Annotated in this window: 19 protein-coding genes; 11 read left to right on the forward strand and 8 right to left on the reverse strand. The window is 69.2% G+C overall.

What is annotated here, in order from left to right:
* Positions 1-31: 31 nt before the first annotated feature.
* The gene (locus tag C5E05_RS13255) at positions 32-880 is read right to left on the reverse strand and encodes a class II fructose-bisphosphate aldolase (protein WP_104342167.1); all 849 of its coding nucleotides are present in this window, start codon (positions 878-880) and stop codon (positions 32-34) included.
* Positions 881-919: 39 nt separating this feature from the next.
* Positions 920-1,636 (reverse strand): triose-phosphate isomerase, encoded by a 717-nt coding sequence (locus C5E05_RS13260; protein ID WP_104240126.1) that lies wholly within the window; start codon positions 1,634-1,636, stop codon positions 920-922.
* Positions 1,637-1,834: 198 nt separating this feature from the next.
* Here C5E05_RS13260 and C5E05_RS13265 point away from each other — a divergent pair, with 198 nt between their 5' ends.
* The 3 genes from C5E05_RS13265 (at position 1,835) to C5E05_RS13275 (ending at position 4,102) form a co-directional block, all read left to right on the forward strand.
* Positions 1,835-2,611, forward strand: a complete 777-nt coding sequence (locus C5E05_RS13265; protein WP_104342168.1) for a 1-acyl-sn-glycerol-3-phosphate acyltransferase — start codon at positions 1,835-1,837, stop codon at positions 2,609-2,611.
* Positions 2,612-2,810: 199 nt separating this feature from the next.
* Positions 2,811-3,647 carry a GyrI-like domain-containing protein gene (locus C5E05_RS13270; protein ID WP_104342169.1) on the forward strand — a complete coding sequence of 279 codons (837 nt, stop codon included), beginning with the start codon at positions 2,811-2,813 and terminating at the stop codon, positions 3,645-3,647.
* A 101-nt stretch (positions 3,648-3,748) separates the two neighbouring features.
* On the forward strand, positions 3,749-4,102 hold the full coding sequence (locus C5E05_RS13275; RefSeq protein ID WP_104342170.1) for a VOC family protein: 354 nt from the start codon (positions 3,749-3,751) through the stop codon (positions 4,100-4,102).
* A gap of 158 nt (positions 4,103-4,260) precedes the next feature.
* Here C5E05_RS13275 and zapE read toward each other — a convergent pair whose 3' ends face one another.
* On the reverse strand, positions 4,261-5,562 hold the full coding sequence (gene zapE / locus C5E05_RS13280; RefSeq protein ID WP_104342171.1) for a cell division protein ZapE: 1,302 nt from the start codon (positions 5,560-5,562) through the stop codon (positions 4,261-4,263).
* Between the two features lie 24 nt (positions 5,563-5,586).
* On the reverse strand, positions 5,587-8,001 hold the full coding sequence (gene purL / locus C5E05_RS13285) for a phosphoribosylformylglycinamidine synthase subunit PurL (RefSeq protein ID WP_258063003.1): 2,415 nt from the start codon (positions 7,999-8,001) through the stop codon (positions 5,587-5,589).
* 269 nt (positions 8,002-8,270) lie between these two features.
* On the opposite strand from purL, the gene C5E05_RS13290 reads away from it, so the two are divergent.
* Genes C5E05_RS13290 through C5E05_RS13305 form a run of 4 tightly spaced genes read left to right on the forward strand, consistent with a single transcriptional unit; the run spans position 8,271 to position 12,437 of the window.
* Positions 8,271-9,398: an ABC transporter substrate-binding protein gene (locus C5E05_RS13290; protein WP_104342173.1), complete on the forward strand. Its 1,128-nt coding sequence runs from the start codon at positions 8,271-8,273 to the stop codon at positions 9,396-9,398.
* Positions 9,398-10,345, forward strand: a complete 948-nt coding sequence (locus C5E05_RS13295; protein WP_104342174.1) for an ABC transporter permease subunit — start codon at positions 9,398-9,400, stop codon at positions 10,343-10,345. The genes C5E05_RS13290 and C5E05_RS13295 overlap by 1 nt, the downstream gene beginning before the upstream one ends.
* The gene (locus C5E05_RS13300; RefSeq protein ID WP_104342175.1) at positions 10,342-11,214 is read left to right on the forward strand and encodes an ABC transporter permease; all 873 of its coding nucleotides are present in this window, start codon (positions 10,342-10,344) and stop codon (positions 11,212-11,214) included. The genes C5E05_RS13295 and C5E05_RS13300 overlap by 4 nt, the downstream gene beginning before the upstream one ends.
* Entirely contained in the window at positions 11,211-12,437 is a 1,227-nt protein-coding gene (locus tag C5E05_RS13305; RefSeq protein WP_104342176.1) for an ABC transporter ATP-binding protein, read from the forward strand. The genes C5E05_RS13300 and C5E05_RS13305 overlap by 4 nt, the downstream gene beginning before the upstream one ends.
* Before the next feature lie 128 nt (positions 12,438-12,565).
* On the opposite strand, the gene C5E05_RS13310 is transcribed toward C5E05_RS13305, so the two are convergent.
* The gene (locus tag C5E05_RS13310; RefSeq protein WP_258064864.1) at positions 12,566-13,369 is read right to left on the reverse strand and encodes a DeoR/GlpR family DNA-binding transcription regulator; all 804 of its coding nucleotides are present in this window, start codon (positions 13,367-13,369) and stop codon (positions 12,566-12,568) included.
* A gap of 70 nt (positions 13,370-13,439) precedes the next feature.
* Between C5E05_RS13310 and galT the strand changes: the two genes are divergently transcribed.
* Together galT and galK are read left to right on the forward strand one after the other, a co-directional pair.
* Positions 13,440-14,570, forward strand: coding sequence for a galactose-1-phosphate uridylyltransferase (gene galT / locus C5E05_RS13315; protein ID WP_258064865.1), 1,131 nt, complete (start codon positions 13,440-13,442; stop codon positions 14,568-14,570).
* Positions 14,567-15,730 (forward strand): galactokinase, encoded by a 1,164-nt coding sequence (gene galK / locus C5E05_RS13320; RefSeq protein ID WP_104342177.1) that lies wholly within the window; start codon positions 14,567-14,569, stop codon positions 15,728-15,730. The genes galT and galK overlap by 4 nt, the downstream gene beginning before the upstream one ends.
* 1,169 nt (positions 15,731-16,899) lie before the next feature.
* Here galK and C5E05_RS13325 read toward each other — a convergent pair.
* Positions 16,900-17,415 carry a GyrI-like domain-containing protein gene (locus tag C5E05_RS13325; protein WP_181059575.1) on the reverse strand — a complete coding sequence of 172 codons (516 nt, stop codon included), beginning with the start codon at positions 17,413-17,415 and terminating at the stop codon, positions 16,900-16,902.
* Positions 17,416-17,661: 246 nt separating this feature from the next.
* Between C5E05_RS13325 and C5E05_RS13330 the strand changes: the two genes are divergently transcribed.
* Positions 17,662-19,152: an amino acid permease gene (locus C5E05_RS13330; RefSeq protein ID WP_104342178.1), complete on the forward strand. Its 1,491-nt coding sequence runs from the start codon at positions 17,662-17,664 to the stop codon at positions 19,150-19,152.
* A 62-nt stretch (positions 19,153-19,214) separates the two neighbouring features.
* Positions 19,215-20,639, forward strand: a complete 1,425-nt coding sequence (gene thrC / locus C5E05_RS13335; RefSeq protein ID WP_104240239.1) for a threonine synthase — start codon at positions 19,215-19,217, stop codon at positions 20,637-20,639.
* Between the two features lie 168 nt (positions 20,640-20,807).
* Here the strand turns inward: thrC and C5E05_RS13340 are convergent, their stop codons facing one another.
* Positions 20,808-21,380, reverse strand: a complete 573-nt coding sequence (locus tag C5E05_RS13340; protein ID WP_104342179.1) for a YdeI family protein — start codon at positions 21,378-21,380, stop codon at positions 20,808-20,810.
* A 90-nt stretch (positions 21,381-21,470) separates the two neighbouring features.
* Entirely contained in the window at positions 21,471-22,772 is a 1,302-nt protein-coding gene (locus C5E05_RS13345) for an Nramp family divalent metal transporter (protein ID WP_104305806.1), read from the reverse strand.
* Positions 22,773-22,839: the final 67 nt, after the last annotated feature.

Below are 22,839 nucleotides of genomic sequence, written 5' to 3' on the forward strand. Positions count from 1 at the left end.
CGCAGATGTCGGTTGGTGTGGCTGGCTCGGCTCAGGCGCCCGGGCGCAGGGCCTGAATGAAGTCGGCCACGTCGGCCTCGACCTGCGCGGAGACCGCCTTCGCGACCTTCGGGAACAGGATGGTGTTGGGCTGCTCCGCGGCCCGGAGCGCCGCATCCAGTGCCGCCTTCGCCGCGTACGTGTAGTAGTTGATCTTGCGGACGCCGCGCGTGATGGAACGGTGGTACTCGTCGAGGCTGAGCCCGGAGCCGCCGTGCATGACGATGGGCACGCCCGTCGCATCCCGCAGCTGCTCGATGAGCTCGTAGTTGAGCTTCGGCTCCTGGTGGTACATGCCGTGCACCGTGCCGAAGGAGGCAGCGAGCGCGGTCACGCCGGTGCGCTCGACGAACTCCTTCGCCTGCGCTGGCTCCGTGTACAGGGTTTCGTCGGCGATGCCCTGGCTCGGGTCGCCGTTCTCGTTGCCCGTCATGACGCCGAGCTCGCCTTCGACCCCCACGCCGCGTTCCTTCGCGAGCTTCACGACCTCGGTCGTGCGGGCGACGTTCTCCTCGTACGGCAGCGTCGAGCCGTCGATCATGACGGAGTTGAAGCCGATGTCGAGGCCGCGAGCGATGTACTCGATGTCCTCGCCGTGGTCGACGTGCAGCACGAACGGCGCTTCGCTGCGCGTCGCGAGGGCGAGCATCGCCGGCCCGATGTCGTCGATCGACAGGGTGCTCTCGTGCACCTGCGCGTGCTGCAGGATGACGGGAACGCCGGCCTTCTCGGCAGCGGAGATCGTGCCGAGCAGCCCCTCGAAGTAGGGGGTGTTGACCGCCGCGATGGCGATGTTGTTCTTCTGTGCGTAGCGGAGCGCTTCGTCGAGTCCGATGAGCATGTGTTGGTCTTCTCTCTGGTGGCCCTGTGGGGGAGCGGGTCAGTTGGCGGGGGCGGCGCTCGCCTGCGCGTCGCGGTGGTCGGCGAGCGCCTGGAACATCTCGGTGAGGATCTCGCGCCAGTCGGGGTGCTTGATGATGCCGCTCGTGCCGCCTGAGCAGTCGGCGCCCTGCTGCAGGACGCGCGTGATGTCGGCGCCGCGGCTCACGCCGGCTGCCTGCACGACGAGGATCGCCGGGTCGACGTTCTTCACGATCTGGGTCGTGCGCTCGATGTAGTCGCCCGCGTCCATCTGCCCCGTGCCGATGTTGGCGGTCGGCTCGCAGATCATGCCGGAGGGGTCGAGGTCGGCAACCGCGCGGCACTGCAGGTCCGAGTCGGCGCAGACGATGGTTGCAAGACCGACCTCTTCGCAACGGCGCATCGTCGCGTCGAGGTCGGCCAAGGTGAGGGGGTGCTCGGCGTGGTTGAGCACGACGGCCTTGACCCCGGCTTCGGCGAGGCCCTCGGCGAGGATGTGCCCCATGCCGCGGCCAGGCACGATCGGGTCGACGTGCTGGGCGGTGACGCAGAGGTTCGTCGTCTCGGCGACGACCGACCGGAGGTCGATGTGCTGCGCGGTGAACACGACGTCGATGTCGAACGCTCCAGCGAGCTCGTCGGTGAGGTGTGCCAGCTTCATGAGCTCGCTGCCCGTCAGGTACGCCTTCGGGTTGACGATCAGAAACGGGCTCCGTACAGGGATGGGGACAGCCATTGTCAGTTGCTCCTAGCGGATAAATGCACAAAGTTGCACTAAAGAATGTACGAACGTGCAGTGTGGCAAGTATCGCATCTGTGGAGAGCACCTGGCAAGAGCACGGATGCGCGTGCCCCGCCGACGTCCGCGTGCGCCCCGGAGTCGTCCCAGGTGCCCCGAATAAGGTGGCACCTCACACTTGGACCAGGGAGCCACATGACTCGCGAACCCGTCTACTCATTTGCGATCGGGGTCGGCCGCACTGTCTTCGGCGCGCTCCGCGTTCGCCAGACGGTCCGCGGCGCGCAGCACCTTCCCGACACCGGCGGCGCCGTCATCGCGATGACCCACTTCGGCTACCTCGAGTTCGCCCTCGTCGAGTGCGCGACCTGGATGCACAACCGGCGGCGCATCCGCTTCATGGCCAAGCAGAGCGTGTTCGAGAAGCCCGTCGTCGGCCGACTCATGCGCAGCATGCGGCACATCCCGGTGAACATGAAGGCCGGTGCGGACGCGTTCGCCGCCGCCGCGACCGCCCTGCGTGACGGCGAGCTCGTCGGCGTCTTCCCCGAGGCCGGCGTCAGCGCGTCGTTCACGATTCGCGACTTCAAGACCGGAGCCGCACGCCTCGCCGCGCAGGCCGGCGTGCCCATCATCCCCGTCGCCGTCTGGGGCGGGCACCGCCTCCTCACCAAGAACCGCAAGATCACGCTGCGAGAGCGCCTCAACATCCCCGTGCACTTCTCTTTCGGCGCCCCCATCCATGTCGCACCGGACGACGACCCCGCCGACACCACGGCCAAGCTCAAGACGGTCATGGAGGCGCTCCTCAGCGAGCTGCAGTCGAACTACCCGGAAGACGGCGCGGGCAAGTGGTGGCAGCCCCGCGTGCTCGGTGGCACCGCCCCCACGCCCGAGGCTGCGGCTGCGGCAGATGCCGAGCGTGACCGCAGGCGCGAGGCCGCGCGAGCGCAGCAGGCAGCCAGGAAGTAGCGGGTCGGTTGCCACTGGCGCTGCGTCTGCCGCTGGGGCCGCAGCTGCAGCTGCCGTCGCAGCTGCCGTCGCCGCGGGCCGTGTCCAACATCAGTGCAGAATCCCTGCATCCGGTGCCGGAAGCGGGTCGAAGGCCGGAAATCGCACTGGTGTTGGTCAGTGATCGCCGGCACACGCGACCCGGTGCCAGACTTGGCGCATGAACGGTGAGCATCCCGGAAGCCTGATGAGCATCGGCGAGTTCTCGCGATACTCGGGTCTGAGCGTGCGCATGCTGCGGCATTACGCCGAACGGGGCGTGCTCGCGCCCGCCGAGGTCGACGAGTTCAGCGGGTACCGACGCTACGCCGCAGCCCAGCTCCGGGATGCGGGGCGCGTGCGGATGCTGCGCGACGCCGGGTGCGGAATCCCCGCCATCGCAGAGCTCCTGCCGCTCTTCGCGGCCCCTGACGTGCTCCGACCGCGCCTGCAGCTGCACCTCGACGAGCTCAAGGCCGAGGCGCAGCGGGTCGCCGATCAGCAGGCGCTCGCCGCGACGCTCCTCGATGGGCTCGCGGCGCGCTCGACCCGTCTGGACGTCACCGAGCGCACCTTCCCGGCGCTGCGCGTGCTGTACCTGCGCCGCACGGTCGCCGACTATCCCTCAGAGGGCCCGCTCTGGGTCGACTTCCGTGGGCCGGTGGCCGAGCTGACCTCGCGAGACCCCGCTGCCTTCGGCGAGGTCGGTGGTGCCACCTACTTCGACGACGAGTATCGAGACGCTGACGTCGAGATGGCGATCTGGCGCGAGTACCGCGGTACATCCGTGCCGGAGGGGTACGAGGTCGTGGAACTCCCCGAGCAGCGCGTCGCGACGGTCACCCACCGCGGCGGCTTCGAGACCATCAACGAGGCCACGGCGACGGCGGGGAGCTGGGTCGCCCAGCAGGGTCGCACCCGCGTCGGCCCGATCTTCAACGTCTACGTGCACGGCCCAGGCCGCGAGCCGAACCCGGACAACTGGGTCACCGAGGTCAACGTCCCCATCGCGGCTTGACTCTCACACTGTGTGAGACCTCACGATCGGATCCAACGGCTGAACAGGCCGGCGGCGCAGCCAGAATCGCTGCGGCGCATCCGAATGAGAGGACAGCGACCATGTGGGACAACGTGAACTACTTCGAGATTGGCACCACCGACCCGGAGGCCGCGAAGGCCTTCTACGGGGACACCTTCGGGTGGACGTTCGGCTCGCTCGAGCCCGGCGGCTACGGGATGGTCGACGGCGCAGGCAACGGAGGCGGGCTCTGGGATTCCAACACGGTCGGCGGCGGCAGCTGGGCGGTGTTCTACGTGGAGGTCGACGACATCGAGGCGAAGCTCGAGCAGGCGGCCGCGAACGGGGCGGAGACCGTCATCCCGCTCGTCGACAACGGCAGGATCAAGTTCGCGCATCTGCGCGACCCGCTCGGCAACCGCTTCGGTGTCTGGCAGCGCAAGCCGCAGGGCTGACGCCGGCCGCTCGCCGGTGGCGCTCTCCTGACCAACATGAGCGTGCTGTCGGCGCTCTCGGCACTGCGGCGTCTCCCTGCCGCTGTCCAACTTCCGTGACGGATGCCCGCATCCGCAACCTGAACGGAGCTTGCGGCCTCGTTCGTCACGGAAGCTGGTCAGCGCTGCAGGAGGTGCAGGCGGCTGACCATGCGGAACGCGTCGGCGCGGCCGGCGGCAGCGGCGACGAACTCGTCGAACGACGCGTCGGCGTGGAAGTGCGCCTCGATGTCGTAGTCGACGAGCACGTCGACGGCGTTCACGAAGCGCTGCTGCGGGTCGCGGCCGACGGAGGCGAGGAGGGGAACGTCGAGGATGTGCCACGTGTCGAAGTCGCGCGCCCACTGCAGGAACTCGAGCGACGAGGTCTGCACGATGAAGAGCTCCGCGAACGTCGCCCACAGCTCGCGGCCGCGCACCGCCGTCACCTCGAACGTTCGGCCGCCGAGCTCGAGGCTCGTCGCCTCGGCGGGAGCCGGGCGCGTGGCGTCGGGTGCACGGCCCGCAGCAGCACTGGACTGCTCGTCTGCGCCGTCTGCGCCGTCGACCTGCGTCGACGGGAAGCTCGGCACGTGCACCCACGAACCGGTCGCGAAGCCCCGGCGCTCGACGGCGTCTGCGCGAGAACGGCGGTAGTCGACTTCGCCGGGGAGCTCCACGACGTCGAGCTCGCGCTCGATGAGCTCGATGCCAGGCTCGAAGATGTGGTGGTAGACGGGGCTCGGGAGGAGGCCCTGCGGCCGGTAGTTCGAGGTCGCGACGACCGTGATGCCGTGGTCGAGGGCATACCGCAGCAAGGCTGTGAGCAGCGTCGCGTGGCCCGGGTCGTGCACGTGGAACTCGTCGAAGAGCAGCAGCTTCGCGTCGCCGATGAGTTCGCGGACGGCGTTTGCGAAGACGGTCTCGGAGCCGCGGTTCGCGAAGATGCGCGAGTGCAGCTCGTTGAAGAACGAGTGGAAGTGGACGCGCAGCTTCCGGTCCACGGGAACCGCGCCGTAGAAGGCGTCGAGCAGCCAGGACTTGCCGCGGCCGGCAGGCCCCCACAGGTAGAGGCCGCGCGGGACCGTCGAATCTGCGGCGGCGGACGCGGCGGATGCGTCGGGGCGATCAGCGTCGGCGACCTCGGAGTCGCTCTCCCCGGCGATGTCGGGGGCGCGCACCTCGACGATGTCGGGGGCGGCGTCGGCGGCTGGGCTCGGAGCGGCGTTCTCAACGGCGAGAGCTTCGTGCTCGACGATCTGCGCGCCGAGCCCTGCGAGACGCCGGGCGACCATCCGCTGGCCATCATCGAGAGTGAAGCCGGCCGCGGTCGCTGACGCCGCGATCGCAGCGAAGACCTCGCCGGCGCTCGCACCAGCAGTTTCGGGATGGGTTCCCCGCTTCGAGATGGGAAGCAACCCATCCCGAAGCGTGGAACCCATCCCGAGACTCAAGAGGTGCGGCGCTTAGTTCGCCGACGAGGCTGGCGCCGACGAGACGGCCGCCGACGAGGCCGCCGCCGTGATGGCTGCGGAGATCGGCGCGGAGTTCGGTCCGACGACGTCGCCGAAGCGCTTCGGCAGCGTCGCGCCGCGCGCCTCGGAGAGCTCGGCGAGCGTGAACTCGAAGAGGCCCTGGACTTCGAGCTTCGCGTCGGCACCCGTGCCGTCGCTCACGCCGACGCGGGTGACGGGGAAGTCACGCGCCTCGCACATGGCCTGGAAGCGCACGTCGTCGTCGTGCGGGACGGAGACGAGGATGCGCCCGGCCGACTCGCTGAAGAGCGCGGTAGCGGCATCCACGCCTTCCTTGCGCATGAGGCCGTCGAGCACGATGCGCGCGCCGACGCCGAAGCGTGTCGACGCCTCGACGATCGCTGCCGCGAGGCCACCCTCGGAGAGGTCGTGCGCCGAGGTGAGGAGGCCCTGCTGGCCCGCGCCGATGACGAGGTCGGCGAGCGCCTTCTCACGCTCGAGGTCGACCTGCGGGGGGAGGCCACCGAGGTGTCCGTGCACGACGTCGGCCCAGCTGGAGCCGGAGAGCTCCTCGAGGGTCGTGCCGAGGAGGTAGAGGTTGTCGCCCTCCTCCTGCCAGCCCGACGGAACGCGGCGTGCGACGTCATCGATGAGGCCGAGCACTGCGACGACGGGGGTCGGGTGGATGGGCACGTCGCCCGTCTGGTTGTAGAACGACACGTTGCCGCCCGTGACCGGGATGCCGAGTTCGAGGCAGCCATCCGCGAGTCCCTCGACGGCCTGCGCGAACTGCCACATGACCTCTGGGTTCTCAGGGCTGCCGAAGTTGAGGCAGTCGGAGACGGCGGCGGGGCGTGCGCCCGTGGCGGCGACGTTGCGGTACGCCTCGGCGAGCGCCAGCTTGGCCCCGGCAGAGGGGTCGAGCTGCGCGTAGCGGCCGTTGGCGTCGAGGCTGATGGCGAAGCCGAGCCCCGACTCCTCGTCGATGCGCACCATGCCGGCGTCCTCCGGGGTGCCGAAGGCGGTGTTGCCGAGCACGTAGCTGTCGTACTGCTGCGTGATCCACTCGGGGTTGGCGAGGTTCGCCGACGAGATGAGGGCGAGCACCTGCTCGCGGAGCTCCTCACCCGACTGGGGGCGGGGGAGCGCGGATGCGGAGTCGGCCTGGAGCGCGTCGATCCAGCTCGGGTAGGCGACGGGGCGATCGTAGACGGGGCCGTCGATCGCGACGGTGCGCGGGTCGACGTTCACGATCTCCACGCCGCGCCAGTTGATGACGAGGCGGCCCGTGTCGGTGACCTCGCCGAGCACGCTCGTCTCGACGTCCCACTTGTCGACGATGGCCATGAACGCGTCGAGCTTGTCGGGAGCGACGACCGCCATCATGCGCTCCTGGCTCTCCGACATGAGGATCTCCTCGGCCGTCAGGTTCGGGTCGCGCAGCAGCACCTTGTCGAGCTCGATGTACATGCCGCCGTCGCCGGCCGCCGCGAGCTCGCTCGTCGCGCAGGAGATGCCTGCGGCTCCGAGGTCCTGGATGCCCTCGACGACCTTCTCGCGGAACAGCTCGAGGCAGCACTCGATGAGCACCTTCTCGGCGAAGGGGTCGCCGACCTGGACGGCCGGGCGCTTCGTGGGGCCCTTCTCGTCGAACGAGTCGGACGCGAGGATGGATGCGCCGCCGATGCCGTCGCCGCCCGTGCGCGCGCCGAAGAGCACGACCTTGTTGCCGGCGCCGCGGGCGTTCGCGAGGTGGAGGTCCTCGTGGCGGAGCACTCCGACCGCGAGCGCGTTGACGAGCGGGTTCGCCTGGTACACGCTGTCGAACCAGGTCTCGCCGCCGATGTTCGGCAGGCCGAGGCAGTTGCCGTAGAAGGAGATGCCGCTCGTGACGCCGTGCACGACCCGTGCCGTGTCGGCCTCGTCGATCGCGCCGAAGCGGAGCGCATCCATGACCGCGACGGGGCGGGCACCCATGGAGATGATGTCGCGGACGATGCCGCCGACGCCGGTCGCGGCGCCCTGGAACGGCTCGATGTAGGAGGGGTGGTTGTGCGACTCGACCTTGAAGGTCACCGCCCAGCCCTCGCCAGCGTCGATGACGCCGGCGTTCTCGCCCATGCCGACCATGAGGTTCTTCTTCATCTCGTCGGAGACCTTCTGGCCGAACTGGCGCAGGTAGTTCTTCGAGGACTTGTAGGAGCAGTGCTCCGACCACATGACCGAGTACATGGCCAGCTCGCCCGAGGTGGGGCGGCGGCCGAGGATCTCGCGGATCTTGTCGTACTCGTCCGGCTTCAGCCCGAGGGCGCCGTACGGCTGCTCCTTCTCGGGAGTCGCCTTCGCGTTGTCGACGGTGTCCGGGCCAACTGCTTCGGAAGACGGGGTTGTGGTCTGGCTGCTCACTGGCGAGGCTCCTTCTGGCGGCGCGATGCGGAGAAGTCGGGGCGTGTCCGCACCGGACGAGTCTACGGCGTTCGCGGGCGGACGCGCGATGGGCGGCGGATGCGCGCGAATGGGCTGTTCAGATGCGCGTCCGTCGGCGTTCATCCGGTGACCGCTGGTGTTCACGCTGGCGTGGTGGCCTGTGTCCGCCCAGCCAGTCGGCAGGGTTGCGCCGGCGGGCCTCTCGGCTTCCGGCCCCACCAGGATTCCGAGAAGGACATCGACTTCGCATGAACAAGCGACTTTCAATTGTGGCGACCCTCGCCCTCGCGGGACTTGCCCTGACCGCGTGCTCGCAGAGCCCCGCGACGGGTGAGACCGGCGACACCGCCGCTGCGGCGACCGCGACGAGCCTCGACGACTTCGGCAGCATGGATGCGCTCGTCGAAGCCGCGAAGGCCGAAGGCACCATCAACGTCATCGCGCTGCCCGACGACTGGGCGAACTACGGCGAGATCAAGGCCGGCTTCACCGAGAAGTACGGCATCACCGTCAACTCGATCCTGCCCGACGCCTCCTCGCAGGAGGAGATCGCGGCGGCCGACGCCAACAAGGGAACCGACCAGGCGCCGGACGTCTTCGACCTCGGAGCGAACGTCGCCCTCGCATCCACCGACTACTTCGCGCCGTACCAGGTCGAGAACTGGGAGCACATCCCCGACGCCAACAAGGAGGCCACCGGCCTCTGGGTGAACGACTACACGGGCATCATGTCGGTCGGCTACAACGCCACCAAGTACGGCGAGATCACCTCGATCGACCAGCTCACCGACGCGAAGTTCGCGAACTCCGTCGCCCTCAACGGCAAGCCCGCAGAGGCCGGCGCGGCGTTCAACGGCTTCCTCTCGGCGAACAACGCGGTCGGCGGAGACTTCGCCGACCTGCAGCCGGGCCTCGACTACTTCGCGAAGCTCAAGGAGGCTGGCACCCTCAACCTGAAGGACGTCACAGCCGGCACCGTCGACGCCGGCGAGCACGGTGTCGTCTTCGACTGGAGCTACAACCAGCTCTCGACCGTCGAGCGCCTCGAGGCGAAGGGCGTCGAGTGGGCGACCTTCGTGCCGAAGGGCGGCGAGATCGCCGCGTACTACAACCAGGCCATCAACGTCGACGCCCCGAACCCCGCCGCCGCTCGCCTCTGGATGGAGTACCTGTACTCGCCGGAGGTGCAGAACATCTGGCTCGCCGGCGGTGCCATGCCGGTCCTCTTCGACTGGATGGAAGCCGAGGGCACGGTCGACCAGACCGCGCTCGAGAGCCTCCCCGAGGTCGAGGGCACGCCCGTGACGCCCACCTCGGAAGAGGCCGAGACCGCGAACGCGTTCCTCGCCGAGAACTGGGACTCGACGATCTCCTGATGACCGCAACCGCACCCCTCGCGGCGGCGACCGAGCCGTCAGGCGCTGCACTCGCAGCCACGCCTGACGCGCTCGGGCGCCGCCCGTCGGGCGCATCCAAGGCGGCGTCGCGGACGTCGCTCTTCGGTGTCGCCCCCTTCCTCCTCTACACGGGCGTCTTCCTGCTGCTGCCGACGGTGCTCGTCGCCATCGGCGCGTTCTTCACCAGACAGGGCGTCTTCACGACGAGCGGATTCGAGCGGCTCCTCTCTCCCGCCTCCATCACGATCTTCTGGACATCGACGTGGCTGTCGGTCGTCACCGCAGTGCTGGGCGCCGTCATCGGCGCCGTCGTCGCGTACGCCCTCTCCACGAGCCCGCCGAACAGCCTCGGTCGCCGCGTCTTCACGGCGTTCAACTCGGTCCTCGCGCAGTTCGGCGGCGTCATGCTCGCGTTCGCGTTCGTCGCGACGATCGGCACGAACGGGATGCTCACGCGCTTCCTGCAGGGAGCGGCCGGCTTCCAGGTCGACTCCGGCTTCCTGTCGAGCGTCCCAGGCCTCGTCGCCGTCTACCTCTACTTCCAGGTGCCGCTCATGGTCATCGTGTTCCTGCCGGCAGCGGACGGCATCCGCCGGGAATGGCGCGACGCGACCGTCATGCTCGGCGGCAGCTCGCTCGTCTACTGGTTCCGCGTCGCCGGTCCGCTGCTCGCGCCGAGCTTCCTCGGCTCCGTGCTCCTGCTGTTCGCGAACTCCTTCTCCGCCTTCGCGACGGCGGCCGCCCTCATCTCGCAGCAGACGATCATCGTGCCCATGGAGATCGAGGCGGCGCTGCGCAACGAGAACACCGCGGGGCTCGAGTCCTACGCGCAGGCCCTCGCGCTCGGGATGATCGTGGTCGTCGCCATCGTCATGTCGCTCTACGCGCTCCTGCAGAAGCGCAGCGCAAGGTGGTTGTCCCGATGACGCAGCTCGCACCATCCGCCCCTGCGCGTCCGCGTCGCCGCGGCCTCGTCGAGCGGGCCCGCCGCCGCCAGCAGGCCTTCCGCATCGCGGTGCTCACCCTCACGACCGTCGCGCTGCTCGTGCCGCTCGTGAGCCTCTTCGAGTTCTCCATCCGCTTCCCGCTCACGGGGGAGGTCAGCTTCGACGCCTGGAAGCGCGTCTTCGCGGGCAACACGGGCGAGTACTCGACCCTCGACGTGCTCTGGTCCGGGCTCACGAACTCGCTCATCATGTGCGTCCTCACCGTCGCCATCATGCTCGTGCTGCTCGTGCCCACCATGGTGTGGGTGCGGCTCAAGGTGCCCGCCATGGACCGGGCGGTCGAGTTCATCTGCCTGCTGCCGCTCACCATCCCCGCCGTCGTGCTCGTCGTCGGACTCGCACCGATCTACCGCTTCCTCGCCTCCACGCCCCTCGGGTCGAACACCGTGTGGCTCGCGTTCGCCTACGTCGTGCTGGTGCTGCCGTTCGCCTACCGCTCGATCGACGCCGGCCTCCGGTCGATCGACCTGAAGACCCTCACCGAGGCCGCCCGCTCGTTCGGGGCGTCCTGGCCCGTCATCATCGTGCGCGTGATCCTGCCGAACATCCGCACCGCGCTCATCTCGGCGAGCTTCGTCACCATCGCGGTCGTGCTCGGCGAGTTCACCGTCGCCCGCTTCCTCGCCCGCGACAACCTGCAGACCGCCCTCTTCCAGATCAACCTCTCCGACGGGCAGATCGCCGCCGTCATGTCGCTCCTCGCGCTCGGCGTCACCACGATCCTGCTCATCGCCCTCGACCTGCTCGCGGGGCGCAGGGAGCGCACGACCCGAAAGGCACGCCCATGACCAGCACCCTCCCTGAAGTCGCCTCCCGTGGCGGCACCGACGCATCCACCTCCACCACGCACTCCCAGGCGGCCGTCGGCGTCGAGCTGCGCGGCGTCACGCGACGCTTCGGTCAGACCGTGGCACTGCGCGGACTCGAGCTGAGCATCAAGCCCGGCGAGATGGTCGCCCTCCTCGGGCCCAGCGGATGCGGGAAGACCACCGCTCTGCGCGCGCTCGCGGGACTCGAGGACATCGACGAGGGCGAGATCCTCGTCGGCGGCCGCGACGTCGCGAACGTGCCGGCCTCGAAGCGCGACATGGCCATGGTGTTCCAGTCGTACTCGCTGTTCCCGCACCTGACCGTGGCGCAGAACGTCGCGTTCCCCCTCAGCCTCCGCCGCGGAATCTCCGCGAAGGAGCGCAACACGCGTGTGCCCGAGTACCTCGAGCTCGTCGGGCTCGGCGGCTTCGGCGAGCGGTACCCCAACGAGCTCTCCGGGGGTCAGCAGCAGCGAGTCGCGCTCGCACGCGCGCTCGCCGTGCAGCCGAAGGTGCTGCTCCTCGACGAGCCCCTCTCCGCGCTGGATGCGAAGGTGCGCGTGCAGCTCCGCGACGAGATCCGCCGCATCCAGCTCGAGGTGGGCATCACGACCGTCTTCGTCACGCACGACCAGGAGGAGGCGCTCGCCGTCGCCGACCGGGTCGCCGTCATGCGCGGCGGCATCATCGAGCAGCTCGGCGAGCCGGAGGCCATCTACTCGACGCCCGAGAACGCGTTCGTCGCCGACTTCATCGGCCACCACTCGCGCGTGCGGGCCAGCGCGGAGGGCGGAGTCGCGACGGTGCTCGGGCAGCGGGTGCCGCTGCTCGCGGGCAGCGCCGAGGGTGCCGTCGACGTGCTGCTCCGGCCGGAGCATGTGTCCTTCGCGGTGGCCGATTCCCGGCTCGCGGCGGACGAGTCGGGGGCCTCGGGTGCCGCGACCGCCGAGGCATCCGCGGGCGGTCCGAGCGCATCCACGAGCGTCGATGCTGACGGCGCTCTGCCAGCCGGTGAGGCGCTCGCGCGGGTCGTCTCGACCGGATTCCTCGGGGCCCACGTCGTCGTCCAGGCGCGGCTCGCGGACGGCACGCTCCTGCGGGCGCACATGCGGAGCCGCGACACGGGTGCGCTCGAGCCGGGCAGCGTCGTCGCCGTCGACGTGCATCCGGCCCCTGCGCTCGCGGTGCCCGCCGGGCAGTAGCTCTGCTGACCAACATGAGTGCGATTTCGCTGCGTTCTGGCGTTTGAGCGTCGGACACCGCCGAAATCGCACTGATGTTGGACACTCGCGGAGGTGCCGAGGCGCGCCCGGCCGGCTGAGCGCGGCTGCTAGACCTGCTGCACGTCGCTGCCGGCCGCTCGAAGCGCCGCGACGTCGGCGGCGGCGGCCTCGGTGCCGGTGATGATGCTCGCGAACTCGGCGAGCCCGCCGATGACGCCGACGTGGGCGCGGCCGAGCTTGCTGGCGTCGGCGACGACGACCGAGCGGTCCGCGGCGTGGAGCATGGCCCGTTTGAGCTCCGACTCCGGCAGGTTCACGTTGGTGACGCCGGCCGCGACCTGCACGCCAGTGCAGCCGATGATCGCGAGGTCGGTGTGGATGCGCTCCAACATGGCGGATGCGTACGGCGCGACGAGCGAGTGCTGCAGTGGGCGGAGGGTGCCTCCGGTCACGACGACCGTGAAGCGGGGGATGGCCGACTCGAGGGCGAGCGCGATGGAGAGGCCGTTCGTGATGATGACGACGTCGTCGAGGTCTTCCCGGGCGAGGAGCGCCTCCGCCACGGCCGTCGTGGTGGTGCCGACGTCGAGGAGCACGCTCGAGCCGCTGGTCACGAGTGCGGCCGCGGCGATGCCGATGCGGCGCTTCTCGTCGGCGGCGCTCTGCTGCGCCGTCTCGAACGAGGTCTCGAGGCCGGTCGGCCCGTGCCCGTAGATCGCGCCGCCGTGCACGCGGCCCAGCACTCCGTCGCGCTCGAGAGCGGTGAGGTCCGAGCGCACGGTCACCTCGGAGACGCCGAGTTCTCGGCTCAGGTCGGCGACCCTTGCGAAGCCGGTACGCTTCACGAGTTCGACGAGGTCGGCTCTGCGCGCGTGCGCGGGGCCCTCTGGGGTCGTCTCGATGTTCACCACGGGATCCAGCTTACGCCTTCGCAAGCGAAAGGCACTTGACTTTCGAAAACGAAAGTGGCGTAATCGGAGCGTGCATTCCCTCACCAACAACATCGTCAAGCGTCCGACGCTGCTCTCCGACGGTCGCGAGCTCATCTACTTCGACGACGCCGACACGACGCTCGACCCCGAGCGCGCCCTCGACAGCCGGGTGCCCGCCGATCGCCCACCGGTCGCCGAGATGCGTCAGGACCCGCTCACCGGCGAGTGGATCTCGATCGCCGCGGCCAGGCAGAACCGCGTCATGCTGCCCCCCAAGCACCTCGACCCCCTCGCGCCATCCACGCCCGCCAACCTCACCGAGGTGCCGAGCAACTACGACGTCGCCGTGTTCGAGAACAAGTCGCCCTCGTTCGGCCCCACGCTGGGCGGAGACGATACCGACGCCGACGTGCAGCTCGAGGAGCTCGCCTCCGTGGGCCTCGGCCGCACGAAGCCATCCATCGGTCGCTGCGAGGTCGTCTGCTTCAGCCCGGAGTCGGAGGGATCCTTCGCATCACTCTCCCTCTCCCGCGCCCGCACGGTCGTCGAGGCGTGGGCTGACCGCACGACGGCGCTCTCGCAGCTGCCCGGCGTGCAGCAGGTGTTCCCCTTCGAGAACCGCGGCAAGGACATCGGGGTGACGCTGCACCACCCGCACGGCCAGATCTACTCGTACCCGTACATCACGCCGCGCACGAGCGCCCTCATCCGCTCGATCGAGACGTACGGGCCGACGCTGTTCCAGGACATCCTCGACTTCGAGCAGGCCTCCGAGCGGGTCCTGCTGCGCGGTGAGCACGTCACGTTCTTCGTGCCGTTCGCGGCGCGCTGGCCGCTGGAGGTGCACATGCTTCCGCATCGTCACGTCGCCGACCTCGCCGAGACGACGGCGGAGGAGCGCGATGAGATCGCCCGCGAGTACCGCCGTGTACTCCGCGCCATCGACGCGATCTACGACACCCCGACCCCCTACATCGCCGCCTGGCATCAGGCGCCCGTCAACTCGCACCGGGACGACATTCGGCTCATGCTGCAGATCACCTCACCGCGGCGCGCGGAGGACAAGCTCAAGTTCCTCGCCGGCTCGGAGTCGGCGATGGGCGCTTTCATCGGCGACGTCCCACCCGAAGCCACGGCAGGCCTCCTGCGCGCGGCGCTCGCGAAGGTGGACGCAGCGTGACCCGGCCGGAGCTCGCGACGACAGCCGCCGAGGCGTTCGCGCGCATCCACGGTGGGGCGCCCGACGGCCTCTGGTCGTCACCCGGTCGCGTTAACCTCATCGGGGAGCACACCGACTACAACGAGGGTTTCGTCTTCCCGTTCGCGATCGACCGGCACACGGTGGTCGCAGCGAGGCTGCGCGACGACCGACTCGTCCGCGTCTCGAGCGGCCTGCGCGAGGGCGTCGAGGAGATCGGCATCGACGAGCTGGCACCGGATGCGCTCGGCGGCTGGTCCGCGTACGCGCTCGGGGTCATCTGGGCTGCTGGCGAGCTGGGCGCCGACCTCAGCGAGGTGCGCGGCCTCGACCTGCACATCGAGTCGGATGTGCCCCTTGGGGCTGGCCTGTCCTCATCCGCTGCCCTCGAGGGGGCTGTGGCGGTCGCGATCGATGAGCTGTGGGGCCTCGGGCTCGACCGGCGGACGCTCGCTCGAGTGGGACGCCTCGCGGAGAACGAGGCCGTCGGTGCGCCGACGGGCATCATGGACCAGTCGGCGGTGCTCCTCGGCCAGCGCGACTCCGGCGTGCTGCTCGACTGCCGTTCGCTCGAGTCGAGGATCGTGCCGCTGGCGTTCGAGGCGCAGGGCCTCGCGCTGCTGGTCATCGACACCCGTGTCGAGCACTCCCACGCGAGCGGCGGCTACACGGAGCGGCGCGCGTCGTGCGAGAAGGGTGCGGCGGGGCTCGGCGTCGCCTCGCTGCGCGACGTGACGGTCGGCGACCTCGAGCGCGCAGAGCGGGTGCTGGACGACGAGACCTTCCGTCGGGTGCGGCACATCGTCACCGAGAACGCGAGGGTGCTCGCTGTCGTCGCTGCGCTCGGCGACAGCGGCCCGCGCAGCCTCGGCCCGCTGCTCGCCGAGTCGCACGCATCGATGCGCGACGATTTCGAGATCTCCGTGCCCGAGCTCGACCTCGCTGTATCGACGGCCGTCGCTGCGGGAGCCATCGGCTCGCGCATGACGGGCGGCGGCTTCGGGGGAGCGGCGATCGCGCTTGTGGAACGCGGCGATCTCGCCGAGGTCTCGCGCAGCATCCACGAGGCCTTCGCCGCGGCCGGGTTCGCGGAGCCCGCGACCTTCGAGGTGCTCCCGTCGCAGGGCGCAGGTCGCGTCTAAGGCGCAGACATCGGGCTTGCGCATCCGCTTGCCGTCGGGCGGGTGCGCGGGTCCCAGGTCTGTGAGGTCTATGGGCGTGCTTTGCCCTGTCGGCGTGCTTCGTCTTCTCAGCGCAGACGTTGGGGTTGCGCACCTGCTTGCCGCCGGGTGGGTGCGGGAGGCTCAGGTCTGTGGGATCTGCGGGCGGGCCTCGCCCTTGTCGGCGCAGACGTCGGGGTTGCGCACCTGCTTACCGCCGGGTGGATGCGGGAGGCCCAGGTCTGTGGGTGTGCTTCGTCTTGTTGGCGCAGATGTTGGGGTTGCGCATCTGCTTGACGCGGGGTGGGTGCGGGAGGCGCAGGTCTGGGCGCGTGCTTCGGCTTCTCGGCGCAGATGTTGGGGTTACGCACCTAGTTGCAGTCGGATGGGTGCGGGAGGCCCAGGTCTGTGAGGTCTGTGGGATCTGCGGGCGGGCTTCGCCTTGTCGGCGCAGATGTTGGGGTTGCGCACCTGCTTACCGCCGGGTGGGTGCGGGAGGCCTAGGTCTGTGGGGTTTGTGGGCGTGCTTCGTCTTGTTGGCGCAGATGTTGGGGTTGCGCATCCGCTTGCCGCGGGGTGGGTGCGGGAGGCCCAGGTCTGTGGGATCTGCGGGCGGGCCTCGCCCTTGTCGGCGCAGATGTTGGGGTTGCGCACCTGCTTACCGCCGGGCGGGTGCGGGAGGCTCAGGTCTGGGCGCGTGCTTCGTCTTGTTGGCGCAGACATTGGGGTTGCGCATCTGCTTGCGGCCGGGTGGATGCGGGAGGCTCAGGTCTGGGCGCGTGCTTCGGCTTCTCGGCGCAGACGTTGGGCTTGCGCACCTGCTAACCGCCGGGTGGGTGCACGGGGCACAGGTCTGTGGGCGTGCTTCGTCGTCTCGGCGCAGAGGTTGGGGTTGCGCATCTGCTTACCGCCGAGTGGGTGCGGGAGGCCCAGGTGTGGGGGTCTGTGGTGTGCTTCGTCTTGCTGGCGCAGACATTGGGCTTGCGCACCTGCTTGCCGCCGGGTGGGTGCGGGAGGCCCAGGTGTGTGGGCGTGCTTTGCCCTGTCGGCGCAGACGTTGGGGTTGCGCACCTGCTTGCCGCCGGGTGGGTGCGGGAGGCCCAGGTCTGTGGGTTCTGTGGGGTCTGTGCGCGCGCGGCCCGGCCGCGTGCCTACCCGCGCGGGGCGAGCGACACGATGAGGTCGGTGCGCAGGTCGTCCGGGTTCATGTCGGGGCTCGGCTCGGTGACGTAGATCTCCACCATGGAGCCGGGCTCATCGCCAGAGTCGCGGAGGTCCTGGATGAGTCGACCCCACGATTCGCCGAGGCCGTCGAATGATCCGAGGTGCGACGCACCGGCCGCGGCTCCCGCCGGGAGGGTGGAGTTCTGGATCGTCACGTCGCCGACGAGCGTCTTCTCGCGGATCGGCTCGACGACCGGGAAGCCGATCTCGACGTCGAACGTCTGCGATGGGTCGCCGTGGTAGACCGCGAGGGCGGGTCCGGAGGGATGCACCTTGTCGGCGCCGATCGCTGCAGCCATCGCCTGGAAGGTCGTGTCGAAGAGCGTCCGTAGCTCGCGCATGCTGACGTTGTCGTAGCGCGCGACGGCAAGTGGAACGGCGCTCAGCTCGAAGCGCTCCACGCCCTGGCGGGGCGAATCGGGCAGCGGAAGTGTCTCTGGCATGGTGTCCTCCTCGACGCCCCACTCGAGCGGGGCAGATGCTTGACGCCAACCTAGGGCAACGGGCCGTGCGCAGGACGTCATTCACGGGTGACCTCCCCGGATTCTCGGCGGGTTCCTGGCATCGCTCCAGCGTGGGTCCAGCGCGGACGACGGCGCGCCGAAGGGCTACTATTCCGCAGGTGGCGCGCCGGCGCAGAAGACGGTCGGGTGGATGCGCCACCGAGCGACGAGAGACACGAGCTGCGCATGAACACGGTCGAGAACGACGGCATCGACTCAGGGGCGACCCCGAAGCGGCCGCTCGCGCGGGCGCTCACGGCGCGGCACATCCGCTTCATGGCGCTCGGCTCGGCCATCGGAACCGGCCTCTTCTACGGGTCCTCCGCCGCGATCCAGGCCGCGGGTCCGGCGGTCCTGCTCGCCTACATGATCGCGGGCGCCGCCGTCTTCATGGTGATGCGCGCGCTCGGCGAGATGACGGTGCGCCACCCCGTGACGGGCTCGTTCGGGCAGTTCGCGAACCGCTACCTCGGCGCACGCTGGGGGTTCATCACGGGCTGGACGTATGCGTTCGAGATGATCGTCGTCGCGATCGCCGACGTCACCGCGTTCGGCGTGTACATGGGTTTCTGGTACCCGGACGTCGCCCGCTGGGTGTGGATCGTCGCCGTCATCCTCTTCATCGCCGCCATCAACCTGCTCGGGGTGCGCGCGTTCGGCGAGCTCGAGTTCTGGCTCGCGCTCGTGAAGGTCACGGCCATCATCGCCATGATCGCCGGCGGCATCGCGATCATCATCTTCGGCTTCGGCAACCAGTCACCGGATGCGTCTGGCATCGGGGCGCTCTTCAACCCGGCGACGGGCGGTTTCTTCCCCATGGGCATCGAGGGCGTCATCGCGTCGTTCGCGATCGTGGTCTTCGCGTTCGGCGGCATCGAGATCATCGGCATCACGGCCGGCGAGGCGCAGGACCCGAAGCGCGTCATCCCGAAGGCCATCAACAGCGTGCCGCTGCGCATCCTCCTCTTCTACGTGGGCGCGCTCGCCGTCATCATGATGCTCGCGCCGTGGAACACGATCACGGGTGACGCGAGCCCGTTCGTGTCGATCTTCGATGGCCTCGGGATCCCCGCGGCCCCGCACATCCTGAACTTCGTCGTCATCACGGCGGCCCTCTCGGCCATCAACTCGGACGTGTTCGGCGCTGGCCGCATGATCTTCGGTCTCGCCGAGCAGGGCCAGGCGCCGCGCGTGTTCCTCCGCGTCTCCGGGAACGGCGTGCCATGGGCGACGGTGGCGCTCATGGTCGCGGCGCTCGCGGTCGGCGCGTGGATGAACGCCATCATCCCCGAGGACGTCTTCCTCGTGATCGCCTCCATCGCGACCTTCGCGACGGTGTGGGTGTGGATCATGATCGTCTGCTCGCACATCGCCATGAAGCGCGACATCGCGCGCGGCGGACGCAGCGCATCCGAGTTCCCTGTGCCGCTGTGGCCGTTCGCGTCGTGGGCGACCCTCGGCTTCCTCGTGTTCGTGCTCGGCGTGCTCGGCTGGTTCGAGAGCACCCGCGTCGCGCTCATCGTCGGCGCGGTGTGGCTGGCCCTGCTGCTGCTCGCGTACCGGTTCGCGGTGGGCTCCGCCGGCAAGCGCCGCGCTGAGCTGGTCGACGAGACCACGGCGCTCGAGGTTCAGGCTGGTCGGCAGACGCCGGAAGTCAAGGGCACCTCCCGCGACTGAGCCGCCCCGATACGATGGGGGCGCACATTCCCGGTGAAACACGACGACTGAGGCGAGTGAACTTGCAATACATCTCTACCCGTGGCGGCACGCTCGGTTCCTACTCCGACGTTCTTCTCGAGGGCCTCGCCCCGAACGGCGGACTCGCCGTGCCGGAGCTGCTGCCGCACTTCACGAACGAGGACCTCGAGGGCTGGCGCTCGCTCGACTACGCCGGGCTGGCGACGGCGGTGCTCGGCCTCTTCGCGACCGACATCCCGCGCGAGGACCTCGAGCAGCTCACCGCGCACGCCTACGGGGAGGGCCGCTTCGCGTCAGAGGACGTCGTTCCGCTGCAGAAGCTGGATGCGCAGCTCACGCTCGTCGGCCTGTCCGAGGGGCCGACCCTCGCGTTCAAGGACATGGCGATGCAGTACCTCGGGCAGACGCTCGACTACGTGCTCGGCAAGCGCGACCGGGTGCTCAACGTGCTCGGTGCCACCTCGGGTGACACCGGGTCCGCCGCGGAGCACGCGCTGCGCGGCCGCGAGCGCGTCTCGGTCTTCATGCTCTCGCCGCAGGGCCGCATGAGCGCGTTCCAGCGCGCGCAGATGTACTCGCTGCAGGACGAGAACGTGCACAACATCGCCGTGAAGGGCGTCTTCGACGACTGCCAGAACCTGGTGAAGCGCCTCGCCGAGGACATCGACTTCAAGCGCGGCAACAACATCGGCGCCGTCAACTCCATCAACTTCGGCCGCATCTCCGCCCAGATCGCGTACTACGTGTGGGCGTGGCTGCGTGCAACCGACGAGCTGTCGGCGGATGAGCGCGACGGCTTCGAGGTCTCGTTCGCGGTGCCGTCCGGCAACTTCGGCAACATCCTCTCGGGTCTGTACGCGAAGCTCATGGGCCTGCCGGTCCGCAAGCTCGTGCTCGCCGTCAACGAGAACAACGTGCTCGACGAGTTCTTCCGCACGGGCTTCTACCGCCCGCGCAACGCCGAGAACACCCTCGCCACGTCGAGCCCGTCGATGGATGTGTCGCGCGCGTCGAACCTCGAGCGGTTCGTGTTCGAGCTGCTCGGTCGCGACGGCGGCCGCACGGCTGCCGCCTGGAGCGAGCTCGCTGAGACCGGCGAGATCGACCTCTCGGTCGCGCAGCACACGTTCGAGCCGCTCTTCGGCATCGTCAGCGGAACGAGCACGCATGCCGACCGTCTCGCGACGATCCGCAGCGTGCACGACGCATCCGGTGTCACCATCGACCCGCACACGGCCGATGGCGTGAAGGTCGCGCGCGAGCACCTCGAGGACGGCGTCCCCATGTTGGTGCTCGAGACCGCGAAGCCGCAGAAGTTCGCCGACACCATCTCGGAGGCCCTCGGCTCGGCCGTCGACGTGGATGCGGAGACGCAGGCCCTCCTCGACGCCCCGCAGCGGGTCGTCGAGCTCGACGACGACGAGCAGGCGCTGCGCGCGTTCATCTCGGAGCGCGTGCTCCGCTAGGCCAAGTGGATGCGCTCGCTCGCCGGGCGCATCCACCCGCCTCTTGCCTGCCCTGTGCGCGCGGCAAACATGTGAAAAATGCATGCTCTCGACGTCGGGAGCATGCATTTATTGCATGTCTGCGTCGGGGAGACGGACATGCAGGCGGGAGACGCGCCGGCGGGGCGCCTACTTGTAGTGGTGCTCGCCGCGCGCCGCCTTCTCGACGACATCCTGGATGCGTGCGGCGCGGATCGCGGGTGTCTTGATGCCCGTGATGCGGAAGATCACCTGGAAGCGGGCCTGCTTCTTCATCGCTTCGAAGAAGGCCAGTGCCTCTGGGTTCGCGTCGAGCGCCGCCTGCAGGTCGGCGGGAACAACCGCGTCCTTGACCCGGTAGGCGGCGTCCCAGCGGCCGTCGGCCTTCGCGCGCTCGACCTCCGCGTGGCCGGCAGGCTGCATCCGCCCCTCGTCGATGAGGCGGGCCACGTGCCCGACGTTGATCTGCGACCACGGGCTGTTCTTCCGCCGCGGCGTGAACGCCTGCAGCATGTAGTCGTCGTCGAATCGCGCCGACTGGCCGTCGATCCACCCGTAGCAGAGGGCCACGTCGAGGGCTTCCTGCCAGGTGATGCCCGGCGCATTCGAGAGCTTCTTGCGCAGCTTCAATCGGACGCCGCCGTCGTCGGGGCCGGCCGCGAGGAACGCCTCCCACTGCTCGATCGTGAAGTCGTGGATGGGTTTGTCGGCGAAGCTCACCATGCCGTCATCCTAGGAGGGCACGGGAGCGGGCCAGGGTCCTCGCGCAGCATGCTGCATCGCGAGGACCCTGGCCAACGGCCACCGGAAGAGCTACCCGGCGAGGAAGCTCAGGAGGAGCCGAACGGAGAGGGCGAGCACGGCGGCGAGGCCGATGATGCCGAACGCGTTCTGCCACCACCTGTTGCGCATCTCGCCCATGAGCGAGCGGCGGTTCGCCATGATGATGATGAGCGCGGCCAGGATGGGAGCGACCAGGATCGTGAGGGCCTGGGCGAGCACGATGAGCTCGACCGGCGAGGTCTGGAAGATGAGCGTGACGCCGAGCCCGAAGGCGAGGATGAAGCCGCTCGTGAGTCGTGCCGTGAGGGTGTTGGCGGATGCGCCGCGGCCGAACGCGTCGGAGAGCATCGTGCCGCCGGCGATCGCGTTCGGGATCATGGAGGAGAACGCCGCCCCCGCGAATCCGAGCGCGAAGATGAAGCCGCCGATGGGGCCGGCAAGCGGTTCGAAGATGGCGGCAAGGCTCGTGATGGAGGTCGCCGTCTCGGACGTCTTCCCCAGGGCGCCGGCCGCGACGATGATGACGAGCCCCGTCATGATGCCAGGGGCGATGATGCCCGGAATGGTGTCGACGATCGTCACGTCGCGGTAGTCCTCTTCCTTCCGGCCGCGTTCCTTCGTGCCGTAGGAGGTGTAGAAGGCGGCGTTGATGGAGAAGTTCGTGCCGACGAGCGCCACGATGAGCAGCCATGAGCCTTCTGGCGCCGTGGGGATGAGCCCGCGGCCAGCCGCCGACCAGTCGGGGTTCACGACGAACGCGCTCACGACGAAGCAGATCGCCATGAGCGCGACGATGGCGATGAGCACCTTCTCGATGACGTTGTAGATGCTGCGGATGAACAGCACCGCCGCGACGCCGAGGGTGCAGATGAGGGTCCACATGACGGGCGACGAGCCGTCGACGAGCATGGAGAGGCCGAGCCCGGAGCCGACGGCGTTGCCGACCGAGAAGCACAGCGTGATGAGGAACACACCGACGCCCGCGACGACGCCCAGGGGCTTCCCGAGGTGGTCCTTGATGGAGGCGATGAGGGAGACCGGCGACTTGATGCCGAGTCGCACGCTCATGTCGGTGAGGAAGATCATGAGCACCGTCGAGACGGCGATGACCCAGATGAGCGTGTACTGGTAGGAGCTTCCGGCCTGCACTGCCGTGGTGAGGTTGCCTGGGCCGAACTGCCAGGCGCCCGCGACGAAGGCGGGGCCGATGAGGGCCAGCTGCTGCCAGAAGCGGCGCCGAGTTCGGCGGGATTCGACGATGGTGCGGACTGCTTCGGTCGAGACTCGCGCGTGGCCGGTGCCCGGCGTCGAGTGGAGGCGGGTGTCGCCCATGGGGGTCTCCTTCGTGGAGTGCGGCCGATGGATGGGGTGCATCCGGCCGCGAAGTCGTCATTGACTT

The organism is Pseudoclavibacter sp. AY1H1, assembly GCF_002931055.1.
Taxonomy (GTDB): Bacteria; Actinomycetota; Actinomycetes; order Actinomycetales; family Microbacteriaceae; genus Pseudoclavibacter.

What these genes read in the sequence shown, in the direction of transcription:
- C5E05_RS13255 (WP_104342167.1), bottom strand. Translation starts at nt 880, where the DNA reads ATGCTCATCGGACTCGACGAAGCGCTCCGCTACGCACAGAAGAACAAC.
- C5E05_RS13260 (WP_104240126.1), bottom strand. Translation starts at nt 1,636, where the DNA reads ATGGCTGTCCCCATCCCTGTACGGAGCCCGTTTCTGATCGTCAACCCG.
- C5E05_RS13265 (WP_104342168.1), top strand. Translation starts at nt 1,835, where the DNA reads ATGACTCGCGAACCCGTCTACTCATTTGCGATCGGGGTCGGCCGCACT.
- C5E05_RS13270 (WP_104342169.1), top strand. Translation starts at nt 2,811, where the DNA reads ATGAACGGTGAGCATCCCGGAAGCCTGATGAGCATCGGCGAGTTCTCG.
- C5E05_RS13275 (WP_104342170.1), top strand. Translation starts at nt 3,749, where the DNA reads ATGTGGGACAACGTGAACTACTTCGAGATTGGCACCACCGACCCGGAG.
- zapE (WP_104342171.1), bottom strand. Translation starts at nt 5,562, where the DNA reads ATGGGTTCCACGCTTCGGGATGGGTTGCTTCCCATCTCGAAGCGGGGA.
- C5E05_RS13290 (WP_104342173.1), top strand. Translation starts at nt 8,271, where the DNA reads ATGAACAAGCGACTTTCAATTGTGGCGACCCTCGCCCTCGCGGGACTT.
- C5E05_RS13295 (WP_104342174.1), top strand. Translation starts at nt 9,398, where the DNA reads ATGACCGCAACCGCACCCCTCGCGGCGGCGACCGAGCCGTCAGGCGCT.
- C5E05_RS13300 (WP_104342175.1), top strand. Translation starts at nt 10,342, where the DNA reads ATGACGCAGCTCGCACCATCCGCCCCTGCGCGTCCGCGTCGCCGCGGC.
- C5E05_RS13305 (WP_104342176.1), top strand. Translation starts at nt 11,211, where the DNA reads ATGACCAGCACCCTCCCTGAAGTCGCCTCCCGTGGCGGCACCGACGCA.
- C5E05_RS13325 (WP_181059575.1), bottom strand. Translation starts at nt 17,415, where the DNA reads ATGCCAGAGACACTTCCGCTGCCCGATTCGCCCCGCCAGGGCGTGGAG.
- C5E05_RS13330 (WP_104342178.1), top strand. Translation starts at nt 17,662, where the DNA reads ATGAACACGGTCGAGAACGACGGCATCGACTCAGGGGCGACCCCGAAG.
- C5E05_RS13340 (WP_104342179.1), bottom strand. Translation starts at nt 21,380, where the DNA reads ATGGTGAGCTTCGCCGACAAACCCATCCACGACTTCACGATCGAGCAG.
- C5E05_RS13345 (WP_104305806.1), bottom strand. Translation starts at nt 22,772, where the DNA reads ATGGGCGACACCCGCCTCCACTCGACGCCGGGCACCGGCCACGCGCGA.